The organism is Paraburkholderia dipogonis, from assembly GCF_046027395.1.
GTDB lineage: Bacteria > Pseudomonadota > Gammaproteobacteria > Burkholderiales > Burkholderiaceae > Paraburkholderia > Paraburkholderia dipogonis_A.
This window is the reverse complement of sequence record NZ_JAQQEG010000007.1, coordinates 132,092-146,926: the sequence shown is the minus strand read 5'-3', so window position 1 is coordinate 146,926 and position 14,835 is coordinate 132,092. Positions and strand designations below refer to the sequence as shown.

General features: G+C 60.9%; 15 protein-coding genes. 11 read left to right on the top strand and 4 right to left on the bottom strand.

Annotated features, from left to right (window positions below):
- Positions 1-7: 7 nt before the first annotated feature.
- Entirely contained in the window at positions 8-2,119 is a 2,112-nt protein-coding gene (locus PQR32_RS09570; RefSeq protein WP_408224955.1) for an FUSC family protein, read from the top strand.
- Positions 2,116-3,603, top strand: coding sequence for an MdtP family multidrug efflux transporter outer membrane subunit (locus tag PQR32_RS09565; protein ID WP_408224952.1), 1,488 nt, complete (start codon positions 2,116-2,118; stop codon positions 3,601-3,603). The genes PQR32_RS09570 and PQR32_RS09565 overlap by 4 nt, the downstream gene beginning before the upstream one ends.
- A gap of 18 nt (positions 3,604-3,621) precedes the next feature.
- Here the strand turns inward: PQR32_RS09565 and PQR32_RS09560 are convergent, their stop codons facing one another.
- Positions 3,622-4,071 carry a hypothetical protein gene (locus PQR32_RS09560; RefSeq protein ID WP_408224949.1) on the bottom strand — a complete coding sequence of 150 codons (450 nt, stop codon included), beginning with the start codon at positions 4,069-4,071 and terminating at the stop codon, positions 3,622-3,624.
- A 299-nt stretch (positions 4,072-4,370) separates the two neighbouring features.
- Between PQR32_RS09560 and PQR32_RS09555 the strand changes: the two genes are divergently transcribed.
- From PQR32_RS09555 to PQR32_RS09540, 4 genes are all read left to right on the top strand, one after another.
- Positions 4,371-5,315, top strand: a complete 945-nt coding sequence (locus PQR32_RS09555) for a LysR family transcriptional regulator (RefSeq protein WP_408224947.1) — start codon at positions 4,371-4,373, stop codon at positions 5,313-5,315.
- Between the two features lie 289 nt (positions 5,316-5,604).
- Positions 5,605-6,558 (top strand): MFS transporter, encoded by a 954-nt coding sequence (locus PQR32_RS09550; RefSeq protein ID WP_408224944.1) that lies wholly within the window; start codon positions 5,605-5,607, stop codon positions 6,556-6,558.
- Positions 6,558-6,938 carry an MFS transporter gene (locus tag PQR32_RS09545; protein WP_408225162.1) on the top strand — a complete coding sequence of 127 codons (381 nt, stop codon included), beginning with the start codon at positions 6,558-6,560 and terminating at the stop codon, positions 6,936-6,938. The genes PQR32_RS09550 and PQR32_RS09545 overlap by 1 nt, the downstream gene beginning before the upstream one ends.
- Before the next feature lie 71 nt (positions 6,939-7,009).
- A complete protein-coding gene (locus PQR32_RS09540; protein ID WP_408224941.1) occupies positions 7,010-8,278 on the top strand; it encodes an aldehyde dehydrogenase family protein in 1,269 nt (422 codons plus the stop codon).
- 81 nt (positions 8,279-8,359) lie between these two features.
- On the opposite strand, the gene PQR32_RS09535 is transcribed toward PQR32_RS09540, so the two are convergent.
- Positions 8,360-9,178, bottom strand: coding sequence for a class I SAM-dependent methyltransferase (locus tag PQR32_RS09535; protein ID WP_408224938.1), 819 nt, complete (start codon positions 9,176-9,178; stop codon positions 8,360-8,362).
- A gap of 65 nt (positions 9,179-9,243) precedes the next feature.
- Positions 9,244-10,074: an SDR family oxidoreductase gene (locus PQR32_RS09530; protein WP_408224935.1), complete on the bottom strand. Its 831-nt coding sequence runs from the start codon at positions 10,072-10,074 to the stop codon at positions 9,244-9,246.
- Between the two features lie 98 nt (positions 10,075-10,172).
- Here PQR32_RS09530 and PQR32_RS09525 point away from each other — a divergent pair, with 98 nt between their 5' ends.
- On the top strand, positions 10,173-11,084 hold the full coding sequence (locus tag PQR32_RS09525; protein WP_408224932.1) for a LysR family transcriptional regulator: 912 nt from the start codon (positions 10,173-10,175) through the stop codon (positions 11,082-11,084).
- A gap of 326 nt (positions 11,085-11,410) precedes the next feature.
- Here PQR32_RS09525 and PQR32_RS09520 read toward each other — a convergent pair whose 3' ends face one another.
- Positions 11,411-11,788 carry a hypothetical protein gene (locus tag PQR32_RS09520; protein WP_408225189.1) on the bottom strand — a complete coding sequence of 126 codons (378 nt, stop codon included), beginning with the start codon at positions 11,786-11,788 and terminating at the stop codon, positions 11,411-11,413.
- On the opposite strand from PQR32_RS09520, the gene PQR32_RS09515 reads away from it, so the two are divergent.
- The 4 genes from PQR32_RS09515 (at position 11,744) to PQR32_RS09500 (ending at position 14,660) form a co-directional block, all read left to right on the top strand.
- Positions 11,744-11,839 carry an AraC family transcriptional regulator gene (locus PQR32_RS09515; RefSeq protein ID WP_408225159.1) on the top strand — a complete coding sequence of 32 codons (96 nt, stop codon included), beginning with the start codon at positions 11,744-11,746 and terminating at the stop codon, positions 11,837-11,839. The genes PQR32_RS09520 and PQR32_RS09515 overlap by 45 nt on opposite strands.
- Positions 11,840-11,892: 53 nt before the next feature.
- Positions 11,893-12,174 (top strand): hypothetical protein, encoded by a 282-nt coding sequence (locus PQR32_RS09510; RefSeq protein WP_408224929.1) that lies wholly within the window; start codon positions 11,893-11,895, stop codon positions 12,172-12,174.
- 127 nt (positions 12,175-12,301) lie between these two features.
- Positions 12,302-12,907 (top strand): FMN-dependent NADH-azoreductase, encoded by a 606-nt coding sequence (locus PQR32_RS09505; protein ID WP_408224926.1) that lies wholly within the window; start codon positions 12,302-12,304, stop codon positions 12,905-12,907.
- A 250-nt stretch (positions 12,908-13,157) separates the two neighbouring features.
- Complete coding sequence (locus PQR32_RS09500; protein WP_408224923.1) at positions 13,158-14,660, top strand: DHA2 family efflux MFS transporter permease subunit; 1,503 nt, start codon at positions 13,158-13,160, stop codon at positions 14,658-14,660.
- Positions 14,661-14,835 lie beyond the last annotated feature (175 nt).

Here is a 14,835-nt window from a genome sequence, read left to right as displayed (position 1 = left end):
GAAAACCATGACCGCCGTCGACTATCTGCCCGTCACGCTGCGCGATGCAGGCGCTTTCCTGAGGCGCGAACTGGCGCCGTTCCCCGGGCGTCTGAACGTCATGTTGCGTTGCATGCTGACGAGCGCCATTGTGATCGTCGCGTCGATGGCGCTCGAAGTGCCGGAACTCGCGTTGTCGCTGCTGGTGGTGTTCTACGTCACGCAGTCGAACGTGGTGCTCACGCGGCTGGTCGGCGTGATGTTCATGGTCGGATCGACGCTCGCCATTGGCCTGTCGATCCTGGTACTGAAGTTTACGTTCGACTATCCGTTGCTGCGCATCGTTATCGCGAGTCTGCTGTTTTTCGGCAGCGTGTATCTGCTTCGCGTTCTCAAGATCGGCGTGGTGTTCTTCTGCGTCGCGATCGTCGTGATCTACGTACAGAGTTTCGTGGACCAGACCGATCAGGCCGACCTGCTGATCCGCGCGGTGTTGTGGGTGTGGGTCGCCGTCAACTATCCGATCGCGCTGACGCTCGTGGTCAATACGTTGCTGCTGCCTGCCGAACCGCAATTGCAACTCAAGGAGGAAATCCATCGGCAACTCGTGACGCTGGACGCGCGCCTGACGCAGCTGATCGACGGCACCGCGAGCGCTCCGCCGATCACGCTAGCGGCCGTCCAGCAGGGAGCGCTTACGTTACAGAAGCTGCTGCGGTTCACGACGATGCGTGATGCTCACTATCGCGAGCATCAGGCGTCACAGCTTGCGTGCATTGCGACCGTGTCGCGGCTTTATCGCGGAGCGAGTGAACTGCCGCCCAGTTGGCCAGGCGCGTCGGCAGCGCAACTGGCGATGTTGCGCGAGTTGCGTGCGAACTGCCGCGCGCTCGACGACTCGGTCATGACCGGCGAGCCCTACCGTTACGTGAGCGCGGCGACACCTGAAGAGCGCAATGCCGCCGACGCGATTCCTGCTGCTGCCGAATCGCAGCGAGCGCTGCGCGCGTACGCAGATCTTGTTACAAGCGGTGCGGTCGGGGCCGGCAAACCGCCCGCGAGCGAACCGATGGTCGCGCCCGACGCATGGACCAATCCGGCGTACACGCGCTTTTCGCTGAAGACGCTGCTCGCTGTTCTCATCTGCTACGTGTTCTACAACGCCGTGGACTGGCAGGGCGTCCACACGGTCATGCTGACCTGCCTGATCGTCGCGCTGCCAAGCCTTGGCGCGTCGACGCAGCGTGCATTGCTGCGGCTCTCCGGGGCCGCCGTTGGCAGCGCGCTGGCGCTGTTCATGGTTGTGTTCATCATTCCGCATTTCGACGACATTGCCGGCCTTCTGCTGATGGCGTTGCCTGTCGTGGCGCTCGGGGCGTGGCTAATGGCGGGTTCGGAGAGGATCAGCTATGCGGGCCTGCAGGTGATGTTCACGTTCTCGCTTGCGTTGCTCGGCGAGTTCGGCCCAACCACGAACCTCACTGAAATCCGCGACCGGATGGTCGGCATTCTGTTGGGCGTTTGTGTGGCGACCTTCGTGCAGATGTCGTTCTGGCGCGAGGGCGAGGGCGACGCGCTGCGGCAGAAGCTCGCAACCCTGTTGCGCGCGATTGCCGCACAGTTGCGTCCATTGCAGGTCGGCGCCGAGAAAGGGGATGAGTTGCCGTATGCGCAGCGCCAGTTGCAGGCGTGGGCCGTGCTGGCCGATTGCGAGACGACGCTCTCGCGTGTCGCGCTCGAACCCGGCTGGCAGGAAGGCGAGCAGTCGCAACTGACACTGCGCGCACAAACGGTGCTCGCGCAGGGACGCGAGATCATGCTGGCAGGCGATGCGTTGCGCGACAAGCTCGTGGCGCAAGCGGCATCGTCGAGCCCGCGCACGATCGACGCAGTGCGCTCGGCTCAGGAACAGGCCAGCGCCGAACTCAACCGGTACGCGGATGAACTCGCGGTCAACCCACCCGATGCACACTCGCCGCGGCGCATCGAGATCGCTGCGCAAGCGGTCGAACCGGCACAACTGGCCGATCAGCCGCTCATCGCCGCAGCGGACGAACTGTCGCGGCAGATCGCGGGGTTGCCGGACTGGCGCGTCGAGGCACCCGTCGCGGCCCCAGCATCACCGGCGGTACGAGCATGAACGCGCGAACGTGGTTGTGCGATTGGCGATGGCGTCGATGCATTCTATGCGTCGCGTGGGTGTCGTCCGTGCTGTCGGGTTGCGCGCTGATCCATCACAACGGCACGCCCTACTCCGAGATCGCGCCCGAGCAGATCAATCTCGCGGACGACATTCATCTCGCGCGCGACGGCTGGCCCGCCGCACGCTGGTGGACGCGCTATCGCGATGCTCAGCTCGACGCGCTGATCGATCGGGCGCTCGCCGATGCGCCAACGATGGTGATTGCGCGCACACGCGTCGCGCAAGCGAAGTCGGATGTGGAGCTTGCCAGAGCGGGATCCAACCTTCAGGTGGCGGCGCTGGCGTCGCTGGATCGCGAGCATATTTCCGCGAACGGCTTTCTCGGCCCGTTCGCAAAGAACGAACCGGCTGCGGGGCTGACGGGGCCGTGGTACACGGAAGGTGTCGTCGGGCTTGGCGCGAGCCTGGACGTCGACATATGGGGCAAGCAACGCGCGGAGGTCGCCGCGTCGCTCGGCGTGAGCAATGCGCGGCTCGCCGAGACGTCCGCTGTCGAACTCGAAATCTCGACGGATGTCGCGCAGCTTTACTACGGCATTCAGACGACGTATCAACTCATCGATTTGTTGAACGAATCGCATGAGATCGCGGCGTTCGCGGTGCAAGCACACGAAGGACGAGCGGCGCGAGGCCTCGAAGCCCGCACCCAGCTCGAAGAAGCACGCGCGCAGCAGCTGGCTATCGAAGGGCAGATCGTGTCGGCGCAAGGGCAAATCAAGCAGTTGCGCGAATCGATGCGTGCGCTGGTCGGCGCGGGCCCCGCCGGCCTGTCCGCCATCGAACCCGTCGCGCTGCCGCGCTCGCAGGCGGCCTTGCCGGCGACGCTCTCGTACGAACTGCTGGCCCGGCGGCCCGATCTGCAGGCGATGCGATGGTATGTCGAGGCGTCGTTCGACCGGATCGATGCGGCGAAAGCGGCGTTCTATCCGAGCTTCGACATCAAGGCATTTTTCGGCTTCAACGCCTTGCACCTCGCCGACCTCTTCACGCATGCAAGCCAGCAGATCAACCTGATTCCGGGCCTGTATCTACCGATCTTCGACGGCGGCAGGCTCAACGCGAACCTGGGCGGCGCACGCGAGGGGAGCAACCTGTTGATCGAGCAGTACAACCAGGCCGTTCTCAACGCCGTACGCGATGTCGCCCAGACGGGCAGCCGTCTGCAGTCCCTCGATGCGGAGACCGCGTTGCAGAAACAACGGATCGAATCGGTGGCGTTCACGAGGGACAGCGTCGAAGCCTACTATCAACGCGGACTGACGAGCCGGCTCGCGGCGCTCGAAGCGCGCCAGCCGGTGATCGCGGAACAGGTCGCCCTGCTCACGCTCAACGGTCAAGTGCTCAGTCAGGAGATTGCGTTGACGAAGGCGCTCGGGGGCGGTTATCTCGCTGATCCGCCTGTCGAGCTCAAGCCGCGTTGAACTGTGCACGTCTTCTGGTCAGAACTGCTGTGCGCGCAGTGACTCGAATTCCGCGCGGCACACGTCGCCGAACTTGCCGAGAATGTCGATCGAGCCATCCGCGAGCATCTCGCGAATCTCGATGAAGGACTTGTCTGGCGCGAGATAGGTGTCCACGATCTTGCGTCCGATCACGTCGGCTTCGTCCGCGACTTCGCGCGATGACTGGACGCGCATACGGCTGATCTTCGCGTAGAGGTTGCCGAGCCCGGCGAGATCGGGCTGGTTGTGTTGCAGCGCGTCGACATAGCAATTCGTCGCATCCTCGATGAACGCCTTGTACAGATCCTGCCGCCAGGTAAGGTCATGCGCTAGCCACTCCGCGCGAACCTGGGTGCGTTGGGTCAGCCACGAGGCAAGAACCGAAGTCATGCCGCCGATGGCGGCACCGACAAGTGCAGCCAGGGCAGAGATAACCGATGCATTCATAGACTATCCTCACGTTGTCATTCAGCTATCCATATTAACGCGGCGCGTGCAGTTATGGAGTTGGAGATTCGGGCTCGGAGTGCGAGAAGTTAGTGGCCGCAGACTCGCAATCCGTTAGAGGATGTCGCTGTGTGAATAACCTCGCTCAATGGTTCAAGGATAAGTAATCCATGCAGGCAATCTAACGAATTACTTCACACAAGGTGGTCTGCGTCCGGTAACTTTCGTCTGCGCACGGCAGTTATCGGGAAACTGTGCCCGGTAGGTATTTCAACCTTATGTACAGGCAGAAGCAAAATATGCCCGCCTTCGATCTCAATCTGTTACGTATCTTCGACGCCGTTTGGCGTCACCGGAATCTAAGCCGGGCGGCCACGGAGTTGGAGCTCACCCAGTCCACGCTGTCGCATGCGCTGAGCCGTCTGCGAGAGCAGCTCGACGATCCATTGTTTGTACGAACCGGGCGCGGCATGCAGCCATCGGCGCGGGCTGTGCAACTGGCGCCAGTTGTCGAATCCCTGCTAACGAGCGTTCGAGACCGCGTTCTTACGGCGCCCGAGTTCGAGCCTCAGACATCGCGGCGCACGTTCACGATAGCAATGACCGACGTCGGCGAGATTGCTTTTCTCCCAAGGCTATTGCATGAGCTGGCCACGGTCGCGCCGCAAGTCTCTGTTCATGCAGTCTCGGTTCGACCTGAGGAGTTGGTGGCTGATCTCGCATCTGGCAAGGTCGATCTCGCCGTAGGCTATTTTCCGGACCTGCAAGGCGCGGATACCTTTCAGCAACGGTTGTACACCGAGGGATTCGTTTGTCTTGTTCGGCGAGATCATCCGCTGGTGCACGGCGAGGTTACGCGAGAGCAGTTTCTCCAGATGTCGCACGTTATTGTCGAAACGGAAGAGAGGCACAGGGAGCTCGCTGAACAGCATTTAAAAAGCGAGCATGTTGCGAGGCGCGAAGCGTTGCGTCTGCCCCATTTCATCTGTATCGCGCCCGTGATTGCCGCGACCGATCTCATCGTGACCGTGCCCGAGGCGCTCGCTGAGGTGCTCAGCCGCCTGGCCAGTGTGCAGGTGCTGCGCCCACCACTGAAACTTCCGTCTTTTGAAGTGAAGCAACACTGGCACCTCTGCCAGCACTATGAGCCGGCGAACCGATGGCTGCGAGAGATAGTCTTTAATCTGTTTAACCGACCAAGCTCCGAGCCACGGCCTCGCCGATCGCGCAAAGCCAGTGCGTGAGCCTCCACCTGCCGCGCTGATAGTCCCTTGCGCTCTCCCACATTCCTTTGCGCAGCCGATGTCGCGTCGTTTCCGCGCCTAAGGCCTCAATTGTCTTTGCCTATATTCTGACTTCCAACGGTCTCCTCGCACCGACCAACGACTGCTGATCGCTTCGCGATATGCAGCAATTCACATCCCATATGAACGGTTTGAAATTGACGCATATCAGCCCGCTGATTAGCATTTATTCACGTTGATCGACAGCCTCATCATTCACGAATGGGGCGCTGGCAAATTGGAGACTCTGATGGAAAGTGCAGTGCATACGCCGCCTGGCGTGTCGGCGGAACGTCCAACGAATGCGGAACTGCGGCGGCTGATTGTCGCGTCATCTCTCGGAAGCGTGATCGAGTGGTACGACTTCATGGTCTACGTGTCACTCGCGGTCTACATAGGGCCGATGTTTTTCGTGACCGACGATGAGACCGTACGGGTATTGCTGAGCGTGGCTACGCTCACCACGGGGTATGTCGTGCGTCCATTAGGCGGCATGTTCTTCGGCATTATCGGCGATCGGTACGGCAGGAAGATCACATTCGTCTGGACGCTTCTCGTAATGGGAGTCGCCACGGCTGGGATAGGTCTGCTGCCGACCTACGACAAGGTCGGTTTTGTCGCTCCAGCATTGCTTTTGACTTGTCGCATGCTTCAAGGTATGGCCCTTGGAGGCGAATACGCCGGGGCCGCTGTTTACGTCGCCGAACACGCCCCTTCTGAAAAGCGAGGCTTGCTCACTGGCTGGATCCAGGCATCCACCAGCGTTGGCCAGTTGTCGGCGATCGCGGTCATCTTCGTTCTTCAGTATTCCCTGACGAGTGACGACTTTGCCGCCTGGGGATGGCGGATTCCGTTTCTTCTATCCGCGATCATTCTCGGCATCTCGCTGTATGTCCGTTCACGCCTCGCGGAATCACCCGCCTTCGTCGCAATGAAGAGCGCTCACACGGAATCACGCAAGCCTTTCCGCGATACGTGGCGCTGGAGCAATGTGAAGCTGATGCTTATCGCGCTCTTCGGGGCAGTGGCCGGTCATGCGACGCTCGGCAACATGGGGCTCGTGTTTTCGTTGCTGTATCTGCAGTCCGGTCTTCATGTCAGTCCGCACGTCACTAGTGCGGTGTATGCGGGAGGGCTGATCCTGAGCTTGCTTTTTTTGTGTTCTTCGGCTGGCTGTCCGATCGCATTGGGCGTAAGCGGGTGATGGTTTGCGGCATGTTGCTCGCCGCCGTCTCATACCTGCCCATTTACAGGCTAATGACGGTTTACTCCAATCCCGTTGATCCCCTTGCACTCTCGTTTCTCGTGTTCGCGCATATGTTCCTGATCTCGCTGGTTTTCGGACCTCTTGCGGCTTATCTGGTCGAGCTGTTTCCGACCCGAGTGCGCACGACATCACTTTCCATTCCCTACAACATCGGTACGGGCGTTATCGGTGGACTCTTGCCGCTCATCGTCTTCGCGATCCGCAACGCGACGGGAAGCATCTACATTGCGCTTGCCTATCCGATATCCGTGGCGATGATCGCTGCTTTGGTGAATATCTTTTTCGTGCGCGATCGTCACGGGCAGCCACTTGAATAACCACACATCGGTTTGCGGTCTCCCGCAATGGACATTGCAAAAGACCGAACTCATATTGGAAGGAGCATGCAATGCGCAATCTGGACGAAAACACTATCACGGCAGCGGCGATCTCCCGTCATGCGCAATGCGCAGACCCGCGCACAAAAGTGCTCATGACGAGGTTAATTGAATCGCTCCACGATTTCGCCCGCGAGGTGGAATTGACCGAAGAGGAATGGGCAACGGGCATTGCGTTCCTCACTTCTGTCGGCAAGAAATGCAGCGATACGAGGCAGGAATTCATACTCTTCTCCGACACGTTGGGCCTGTCTACGCTGGTTTGCGCGCAGAACAATCGCAAGCCGAAGGAATGCACCGAATCCACCGTATTCGGCCCGTTCCACCTTGAAAACAGCCCGTCGCGGCCGAAGCCCGATCCGCGTACCGCGGTCAGTGGAGGTGTCGTGATTGCGCGGCTGTTCGAACTGGCCGGACTGCCTGCGGGTGTGCTTCACATGCTGCCCGGCGATGGCGCCACGGGGGCCGCGCTGACCAGCGACCCGCATACCGCGATGATCCAGTTCACTGGCTCGACGGCTGCGGGACGAAAGGTCGGCGAAGCGGCTGGGCGTCATCTCAAGAAAGTGAGCCTGGAGCTCGGCGGCAAGAACTCGCTGATCGTGCTGGACGACGCCGATCTCGACATTGCAGTGTCGAACGCCGCATGGGGGGCCTATCTGCATCAAGGCCAGGTCTGCATGGCGGCTGGCCGGCTGCTCGTCCAACGGGATATCCACGACCGGTTCGTTCAGAAGCTGGTTGCGAAGTCCACCAGCCTGACGGTCGGCAATCCGGCCGACGGCGATGTTGCCCTTGGGCCGCTGATTGACACCGTGCAGCGAGATCACGTCGCTCGCGTGGTTGCCGACGCGCTGCACGCCGGCGCCAAGCTCGAAGCCGGTGGCGGCTATCGCGATCGGTTCTTCGAACCTACCGTGCTGAGCGGCGTTACGCCGGACAACCCGGCGTTCAACGAAGAGATCTTCGGACCCGTAGCCGTTGTCGTACAGTTCGATAGCGATGACGAGGCGATCGCGCTCGCCAACCGCACCGAGTACGGGTTGTCGATGGGTATCGTGACGGCGAACGTCGGGCGCGCGCTGCGGATCGGCGAGCGGTTGCGCACGGGGCTTCTGCATATCAATGATCAGACGGTGGGCGACGACGTCGTCAACCCGTTCGGAGGCGTCGGCGCGTCGGGCAATGGCACCAGCATCGGCGGACCGGCAAACTGGGAAGAGTTCACGCAGTGGCAATGGATGACCATCAAGGGTGAAGCGCCGCTCTATCCCTTGTAGTCGATGCAGCGAGGACTTCAGGCTCTACAGTCCGCTTCGGCCCGATCACGGCCATCAGATGCCGCTGCAATGCCGGGCGTGTCAGCGCTGGACGACGACCACGTGCGCCTGAATCTTCCCGTCGACCGGTCCCATGCCGAATCGCTCGGCGATCGCAGTGGCGGACGCTGACGTAGCGTCGTCCACACCTACGCCAGAACGGGCCTCGATCTCATTGCGCAAGGGTGTTCCCTGGCAATAGGCGACGGCCGGCACGCGAGCCGATGCCGCGCGGCTACGCGCCGCGATTGTCTCGAGGCGTGGCGCCGCGCTGAAGCCCGCATCCGCGAGGTCGCGCGAGATCACTTCCGGGTCGAAATAGCCGTGCGGCGTGCGCACCATGAAAAGTGGAGGATCCGCGGGGAAGAGACCGGCAAGCGCCGCCGTGACGGTATTGGCAAACTCGTTTTCCTCGATGCGATCCCAGACGTTGAACAACAGCACGCCGTCGTGCCGAAGTACGCGCCGAGCTTCGGAAAACGCACGCGCTTTGTCCGGAAAGAACATGACCCCGAACTGGCAGACGACGATGTCGAAACTCGCGTCGTCGAACGGCAGTCGGGTCGCGTCTGCCTGTTGCCACTTTACTAGCCTTGGGGTGCCGATGGCCGTCGCACGATCCAGCATCGGCTGATTCAGGTCGGTCGCAACCAGGTCGACATGCAGGGGCAATGCATGGGCCATCGCGCGGGTCACTACGCCAGTGCCGGCAGCGGTCTCAAGCACACGCGACGGATGACGCGCAGCTACTCTGTTCGCGAGATCTGCGGCGTAGGGTTGGAAGATCAGCGGAACAAGGAGGCTGTCATAAAGCTCGGGGATCGAGCCAGTGAAGCGAGTGTCGGTACCAAAGTTGTCCATGCGCCTCCTTCCTGCTCGTGCAGTAATGTTAGGCGCAGCGGGACATGTTGAACAGTCGCTACGTTCTAGGACTGCTCCATGACTGACAACGCTACGTCCTTTTGCGCTTCCAGTACCTTCAGTCGGCCGAGGAGTGCCTCGCGTACCGAGTGGTAAGCGGACTGGCCCAAGGCCAGGCGCAACGGCGGATTCGGGCTGTCGATCGCGACCATCATCGCGTCCACCGTCTTCCCGGCGTCGCCGTAGCTGGCGAAGTTCCCCGACGCAATTGCACGCCGAATCTCGCCGGCGGGCGTAGGGTCATAGCAACTCATCGGCGTCGCGTGATCAAGACCGGCGCCGAAATTTGTCCGCGTCGGACCGGGTTCCACGATCAGAAAATCGATGCCGAAAGATGCGACTTCTTTTGCAACCGCCTCGACAAAGCCCTCGATACCCCATTTGGTCGCGTGATAAAGGCTGAAACTCGGGTACGTAATCTGACCGCCTTCCGACGACACCTGGACAATACGGCCACCGCCCTGATTCCGCAGGTGCGGAATGGCTGCACGAATCACCTGAATCGAGCCTGTCAGATTGGTTGCGATCTGGCGGTCGATCTGTGCGTCAGTCAGTTCCTCCGCGGCACCGAATAACCCGTAGGCCGCGTTGCTGACGACAACATCGAGCCGGCCCATGACTTCGAACGCCTGGGCGACAGTGGCCCTGACCGCATTCACATTGGTCACGTCGCACTCCGCCACATGCAAACGCTCGCGATACCGTGCCAGCAAATCGTCCAACGCCCCTTTTTTGCGTATTGTCGCCACGACACCGTCACCGCGTGCCAGCAGCCGTTCGGCGAGTTCGCGCCCAAGCCCGCTCGACGCGCCGGTAATCAACCAGTTCCTTGCCATGCTCAGCTCCTGTTGAGTTCTTGCCATTCATACTAGAGCGGTATGATTGTGATGAGAACCGCCTTCAATGTGCATGACGAGGTGAGGAATTTTCACCAATGAACAAGCCAACTCTGGCCGACCTCCAGGCGTTCATGGAGGTTGCCGCAAGGCGCAGTTTCCGGCAGGCCGCCGACCAGTTGGGCGTGTCCCGCTCGGCTCTGAGCCACGCCATGCGCGGATTGGAAAACGATCTGGGCGTGCGTCTTCTGCATCGGACCACGCGCAGCGTGTCGTTGACCGACGCGGGCGAGCGTTTCCTGAAGCGTCTCAATCCGGTGCTGGGCGATCTCGATGAAGTACTGGAGGACGTCGCGCGCACCGACGGACAAGTGAGCGGAACGCTCAGAATCAACGGGAGTGAAGGGGCGATCAGGCTACTGTTGCAGACAGTCGTGCCGCGCTTTCTTGCGCTCTATCCGGCGATGGAACTCGACCTGGTCGCCAACGGACGTCTTGTCGACATCGTCGAAGGCGGATTCGATGCGGGCGTCCGGCTTGGCGAGGCGCTGCACAAGGACATGATTGCAGTGCGAGTCGGCGACGACATGCGCTTTCTGACGGTCGCGTCATCGGGCTACCTTCGCAAACAAGGAAAGCCGGTCGCGCCAGAAGATCTGCTTCGGCACCGGTGCATCCGGCAGCGTTTGCCGAGCGGCAAACGGTATCGTTGGGAATTCTCGCGTCACGGCCAGGAATTCACGATCGACCCGCCCGGTGCGCTGACACTGGATAGCAATACGTTGATGATCGAGGCTGCGATCGACGGGCTTGGGATCGCCTACGTGCCCGAGGTGTACGCACGCGCTGCGCTTGCCCGCAAGCGGCTCGTTACCGTGCTGGACGAGTGGTGTCCGCTCATACCCGGTCTGTTCCTGTACTTTCCTGGCAATCGTCATATTCCCGCGGGGCTGCGGGCATTTATCGCCTTGTTGAAGGAGTCGACGAGTGGCGTTTCAGGAGAAGCTTGAAATCCGAATACGCTAACGAATCGGCCAACCAGGTCGGTCGGGAGATCACATGAACGCGCGAAGTCTGACAGCGTAAGTGCAGACCACAGGAAGCTGGGATAATGAAGGCCTCACGGCGCAACTTTCGGGGCTAGTCTCCAAGGTGTCGGCGGCGAACCGAAGGTGAGTTATGCCCGAAGAAGTCCAGTACAGTCATTCAGCCGACATCCCCGGTTTGATCCTTAGCACGGCTCGGTTTGCCGAGTTTCGCTTTGAGCCGCACTATCATCTCGACCGCAGTGGTGCTGCGAGATAGCCGCCTCGCAGATCAGTTGCTCAAAATGCACTCAACCCTTCAGTAGGGGATAAACGATCCGATCATGAACGAAACCTACGTTCTGGAATTGCTGGAGTCGCTGTTCGCCCGTTTGAAGCAACCCTCTCCTCAAACCATCGCCGGCGCCTTGTCGTCTCAGCAATTGCGACTTGTTCGGGAATTCGTCGAGGCGCATCTTGCCGAAAAAATCGTTCTGAAGGATCTGTCTCTTCTCGTTGGCCTCGCTCGATTCCGGTTCCTGAAATTGTTTAAACGCACTGTCGGCATGACGCCTCACACCTGGTAATTGCGCATGCGGCTGGAAAAGGCGGTGGCGTTGATCAACGCGAATAGGAACATGCCGATCACTGAAATCGCGCACGCCGTTGGCTTCTTTGATCAAAGCCATTTCACGCGGGCGTTTCGCGAGGCGTACGGCGTGACTCCCGCTCGCTTCTGACGGCGGGGCAGCAATTTTTTACAAGGCGTTTTGCTGACAGATCGTTATTTGGCGTGAAGAATCTCTTCTTCGAAAATGCAAGGCACGCCAATGCGATGGCGGCAAAGCTCGCCTCTGGGATCGTGTCCAGCGGTTACGCGCTCGAGGCGGAAACGGCTACGAATCAAGTATTTCCAATCTTGCCCGATTCGGTCATTTTGGCTTTGACGCAGCACTTTGCCTTCTACGTTTGGAGAAAGTCGGATAACGATCATTCTGTGATTCGCCTGGTAACGTCATGGGCCACACAGGAACACCAGGTCGACGCCTTTTTGGCTCGGCTCGCCCGACTTTGAAGGCATATAAAGTATCTAACGAAACGATAGTTTTCATCTAGAAATATAGGCTATCCAGATCGGATATCGAAGCCTATCGTGCGGGTTTCCGGCAAACGCACCGTCTGCCACTTCGGAGATCATTCGCATGAAACTGCTACACGTAGATTCCAGCATCCTCGGGCAAGGCTCGGTCAGTCGTGATCTGTCAGAGGAGGTGGCCGCGACTTTCCGGGCCCGCCATCCTGACCTTGTTGTCACTCATCTCGACCTTGCGGTCACACCGATCGGCCATCTGACGGCAGCACACCTCGCGGCCGCGCAAGGCGCGCCGGTCGACGAGGCGTTGAAGTCCGACGTCGCCGCGGGCCAGGTCGCGCTCGAGGAGTTCCTGGCCGCCGACATCGTGGTCATCGGCGCGCCGATGTACAACCTTGGCGTGCCCTCTCAACTGAAGGCCTGGATCGACCGCATCTCTGTCGCCGGGAAGACATTCAGCTACGGAGAGCACGGCCCGGCCGGACTATGCGGCGGCAAGAAGCTTGTCATCGCCTCGTCGCGCGGCGGCGTTTACAGCGAAGGCTCGCCTGCCGCCTTCTTCGATCATCAGGAAACCTATCTGAAGGCGGCCTTCGGCTTTCTGGGCATCACGGATATCACCTTCATTCGTGCGGAAGGCGTGGCGATGGGTCCGGAGGCACGTAGTGGGGCTATCGCCTCGGCGAAGAAAGAGACCGCCGCGCTCGCTGCATGAGGTAGCACCGCCATGTCCGTTCTACGCTTGCCTACCTGCTTCCTGAGTCACGGCGCGGGTTCGTGGTCGTACATGGCGGGCGCCTTCCGCCGGCAGTTTACGATGCTGAGCAAGCGTTGATCGAAACCGGCAGGGTGCCGGCCATGCCGATGCCCTTCTGGTGGTATCGGCAGGTGGTATAGGCACGTGCCGGGCGGCGGCATGTCCGGCACCCGCTTAACCCGTTTGACCAAGCCAAAGGAGCCCCTGCATGACCCCTTCCATCCACGGCAATAGACACTGGCTAGCGCTGATTGTTTTGTGCCTCGGCGTGCTCATGATCGTGCTCGATACGACGATCGTGAACGTTGCATTGCCGTCGATCGCCGCGGACCTCGGCTTTACCGAGACCTCGCTGGTGTGGGTGGTCAATGCGTATATGCTGACCTTCGGCGGCTGCCTGCTGCTTGGCGGGCGGCTGGGCGATCTTTACGGCCACCGCAAGTTGTTCCTCGGCGGCATTACGCTGTTCACGCTGGCGTCGCTTGCATGCGGCATGGCTAATTCGCAAATCCTGCTGGTATGCGCGCGTGCGGTGCAGGGTTTGGGCGGCGCGGTCGTCTCCGCTGTTTCGCTGTCGCTGATCATGAATCTCTTCACCGAGACCGGCGAACGGGCCAAAGCGATGGGCGTGTACGGTTTTGTCTGCGCGGGGGGCGGCAGCATCGGCGTGTTGCTCGGCGGGTTGCTGACCAACCTGCTGAGCTGGCACTGGATCTTTCTCGTCAACTTGCCCATTGGCATCGTCGTCTATGCGCTGTGCGTCGCGCTCTTGCCGTCGGCACGTGGTCATGCGCATGGCGAACGGCTTGACGTGGCCGGTGCGGTGACGGTGACTGCTTCGCTGATGCTCGCCGTGTACGCAGTCGTGAACGGCAACGAAGCGGGCTGGACCTCGGCGCAGACGCTGGGCCTGCTGTTCACCGCGCTGGCGCTGTTGGCTGTGTTCCTCATTATCGAAGCGCGCGTGCAGCATCCCTTGATGCCGCTCGGTCTGTTCCGCTCGCGCAATGTCGCGACTGCCAATGTGGTCGGCGTGCTTTGGGCGGCGGCGATGTTCGCGTGGTTCTTCATCTCCGCGTTGTATCTGCAGCGCGTGCTTGGCTACCGGCCCTTGCAGGTCGGGCTCGCGTTTTTGCCGGCCAGTCTGATCATGGCGTTCTTTTCTCTGGGGTTATCGGCGCGCGTGGTAATGCGCTTTGGTCTGCGCCTTCCGCTTGCCGTCGGGCTGCTGGTCGCGGCGTGTGGCCTCGCGCTGTTCGCACGGGCACCGATCAACGGCAGCTTCGTGCTCGACGTGCTGCCCGGCATGATCCTGTTCGGCTTCGGTGCGGGCATCGCATTCAATGCCGTGCTGCTGGCTGCCATGAGCGACGTCGATCCGGGCGATTCGGGCCTCGCGTCCGGTATCGTCAATACGTCGTTGATGATGGGGGGCGCGCTTGGGCTCGCGGTGCTCGCAAGTCTCGCTGCTGCGCGCAGTGACGCGATGCAGGCTTCCGAAAGCGCGACGGCGGCGCTCAATAGCGGCTATCACGTCGCGTTTCTGTTCGGTGCGATATTCGCGGCGGCGGCGGGTGTGCTGGGCGGTTTGTTGTTGCGTCCTGGGCAGCCAGGCGGCGCCGGCGCGCGACCGGATGCTGACAGTCACGGCGTAGCGACAACCGGCTCCGCACCCACAACGGGCAACGCGGCAGCGGCAGAGCACTACTGATCGAACACGAGCCGTATCGGCCGTCGACCACGCCCGACCGCAAAACCGCCAGCGCGATCAGATGCGCCGGATCGCGGGTGGCGATGCATGGCGTCAGGCAGACGCCACGATCCGGACGTCTATAACGCTAATCCCAAACCGTTTGTCTAGAGCAAGTCGGCTGATGAGATACTAG

Excerpts from the sequence above, each read along its gene's own strand:
- PQR32_RS09570 (WP_408224955.1), top strand. The coding sequence starts at position 8 with ATGACCGCCGTCGACTATCTGCCCGTCACGCTGCGCGATGCAGGCGCT.
- PQR32_RS09565 (WP_408224952.1), top strand. The coding sequence starts at position 2,116 with ATGAACGCGCGAACGTGGTTGTGCGATTGGCGATGGCGTCGATGCATT.
- PQR32_RS09560 (WP_408224949.1), bottom strand. The coding sequence starts at position 4,071 with ATGAATGCATCGGTTATCTCTGCCCTGGCTGCACTTGTCGGTGCCGCC.
- PQR32_RS09555 (WP_408224947.1), top strand. The coding sequence starts at position 4,371 with ATGCCCGCCTTCGATCTCAATCTGTTACGTATCTTCGACGCCGTTTGG.
- PQR32_RS09550 (WP_408224944.1), top strand. The coding sequence starts at position 5,605 with ATGGAAAGTGCAGTGCATACGCCGCCTGGCGTGTCGGCGGAACGTCCA.
- PQR32_RS09545 (WP_408225162.1), top strand. The coding sequence starts at position 6,558 with ATGGTTTGCGGCATGTTGCTCGCCGCCGTCTCATACCTGCCCATTTAC.
- PQR32_RS09540 (WP_408224941.1), top strand. The coding sequence starts at position 7,010 with ATGCGCAATCTGGACGAAAACACTATCACGGCAGCGGCGATCTCCCGT.
- PQR32_RS09535 (WP_408224938.1), bottom strand. The coding sequence starts at position 9,178 with ATGGACAACTTTGGTACCGACACTCGCTTCACTGGCTCGATCCCCGAG.
- PQR32_RS09530 (WP_408224935.1), bottom strand. The coding sequence starts at position 10,074 with ATGGCAAGGAACTGGTTGATTACCGGCGCGTCGAGCGGGCTTGGGCGC.
- PQR32_RS09525 (WP_408224932.1), top strand. The coding sequence starts at position 10,173 with ATGAACAAGCCAACTCTGGCCGACCTCCAGGCGTTCATGGAGGTTGCC.
- PQR32_RS09520 (WP_408225189.1), bottom strand. The coding sequence starts at position 11,788 with ATGGCTTTGATCAAAGAAGCCAACGGCGTGCGCGATTTCAGTGATCGG.
- PQR32_RS09505 (WP_408224926.1), top strand. The coding sequence starts at position 12,302 with ATGAAACTGCTACACGTAGATTCCAGCATCCTCGGGCAAGGCTCGGTC.
- PQR32_RS09500 (WP_408224923.1), top strand. The coding sequence starts at position 13,158 with ATGACCCCTTCCATCCACGGCAATAGACACTGGCTAGCGCTGATTGTT.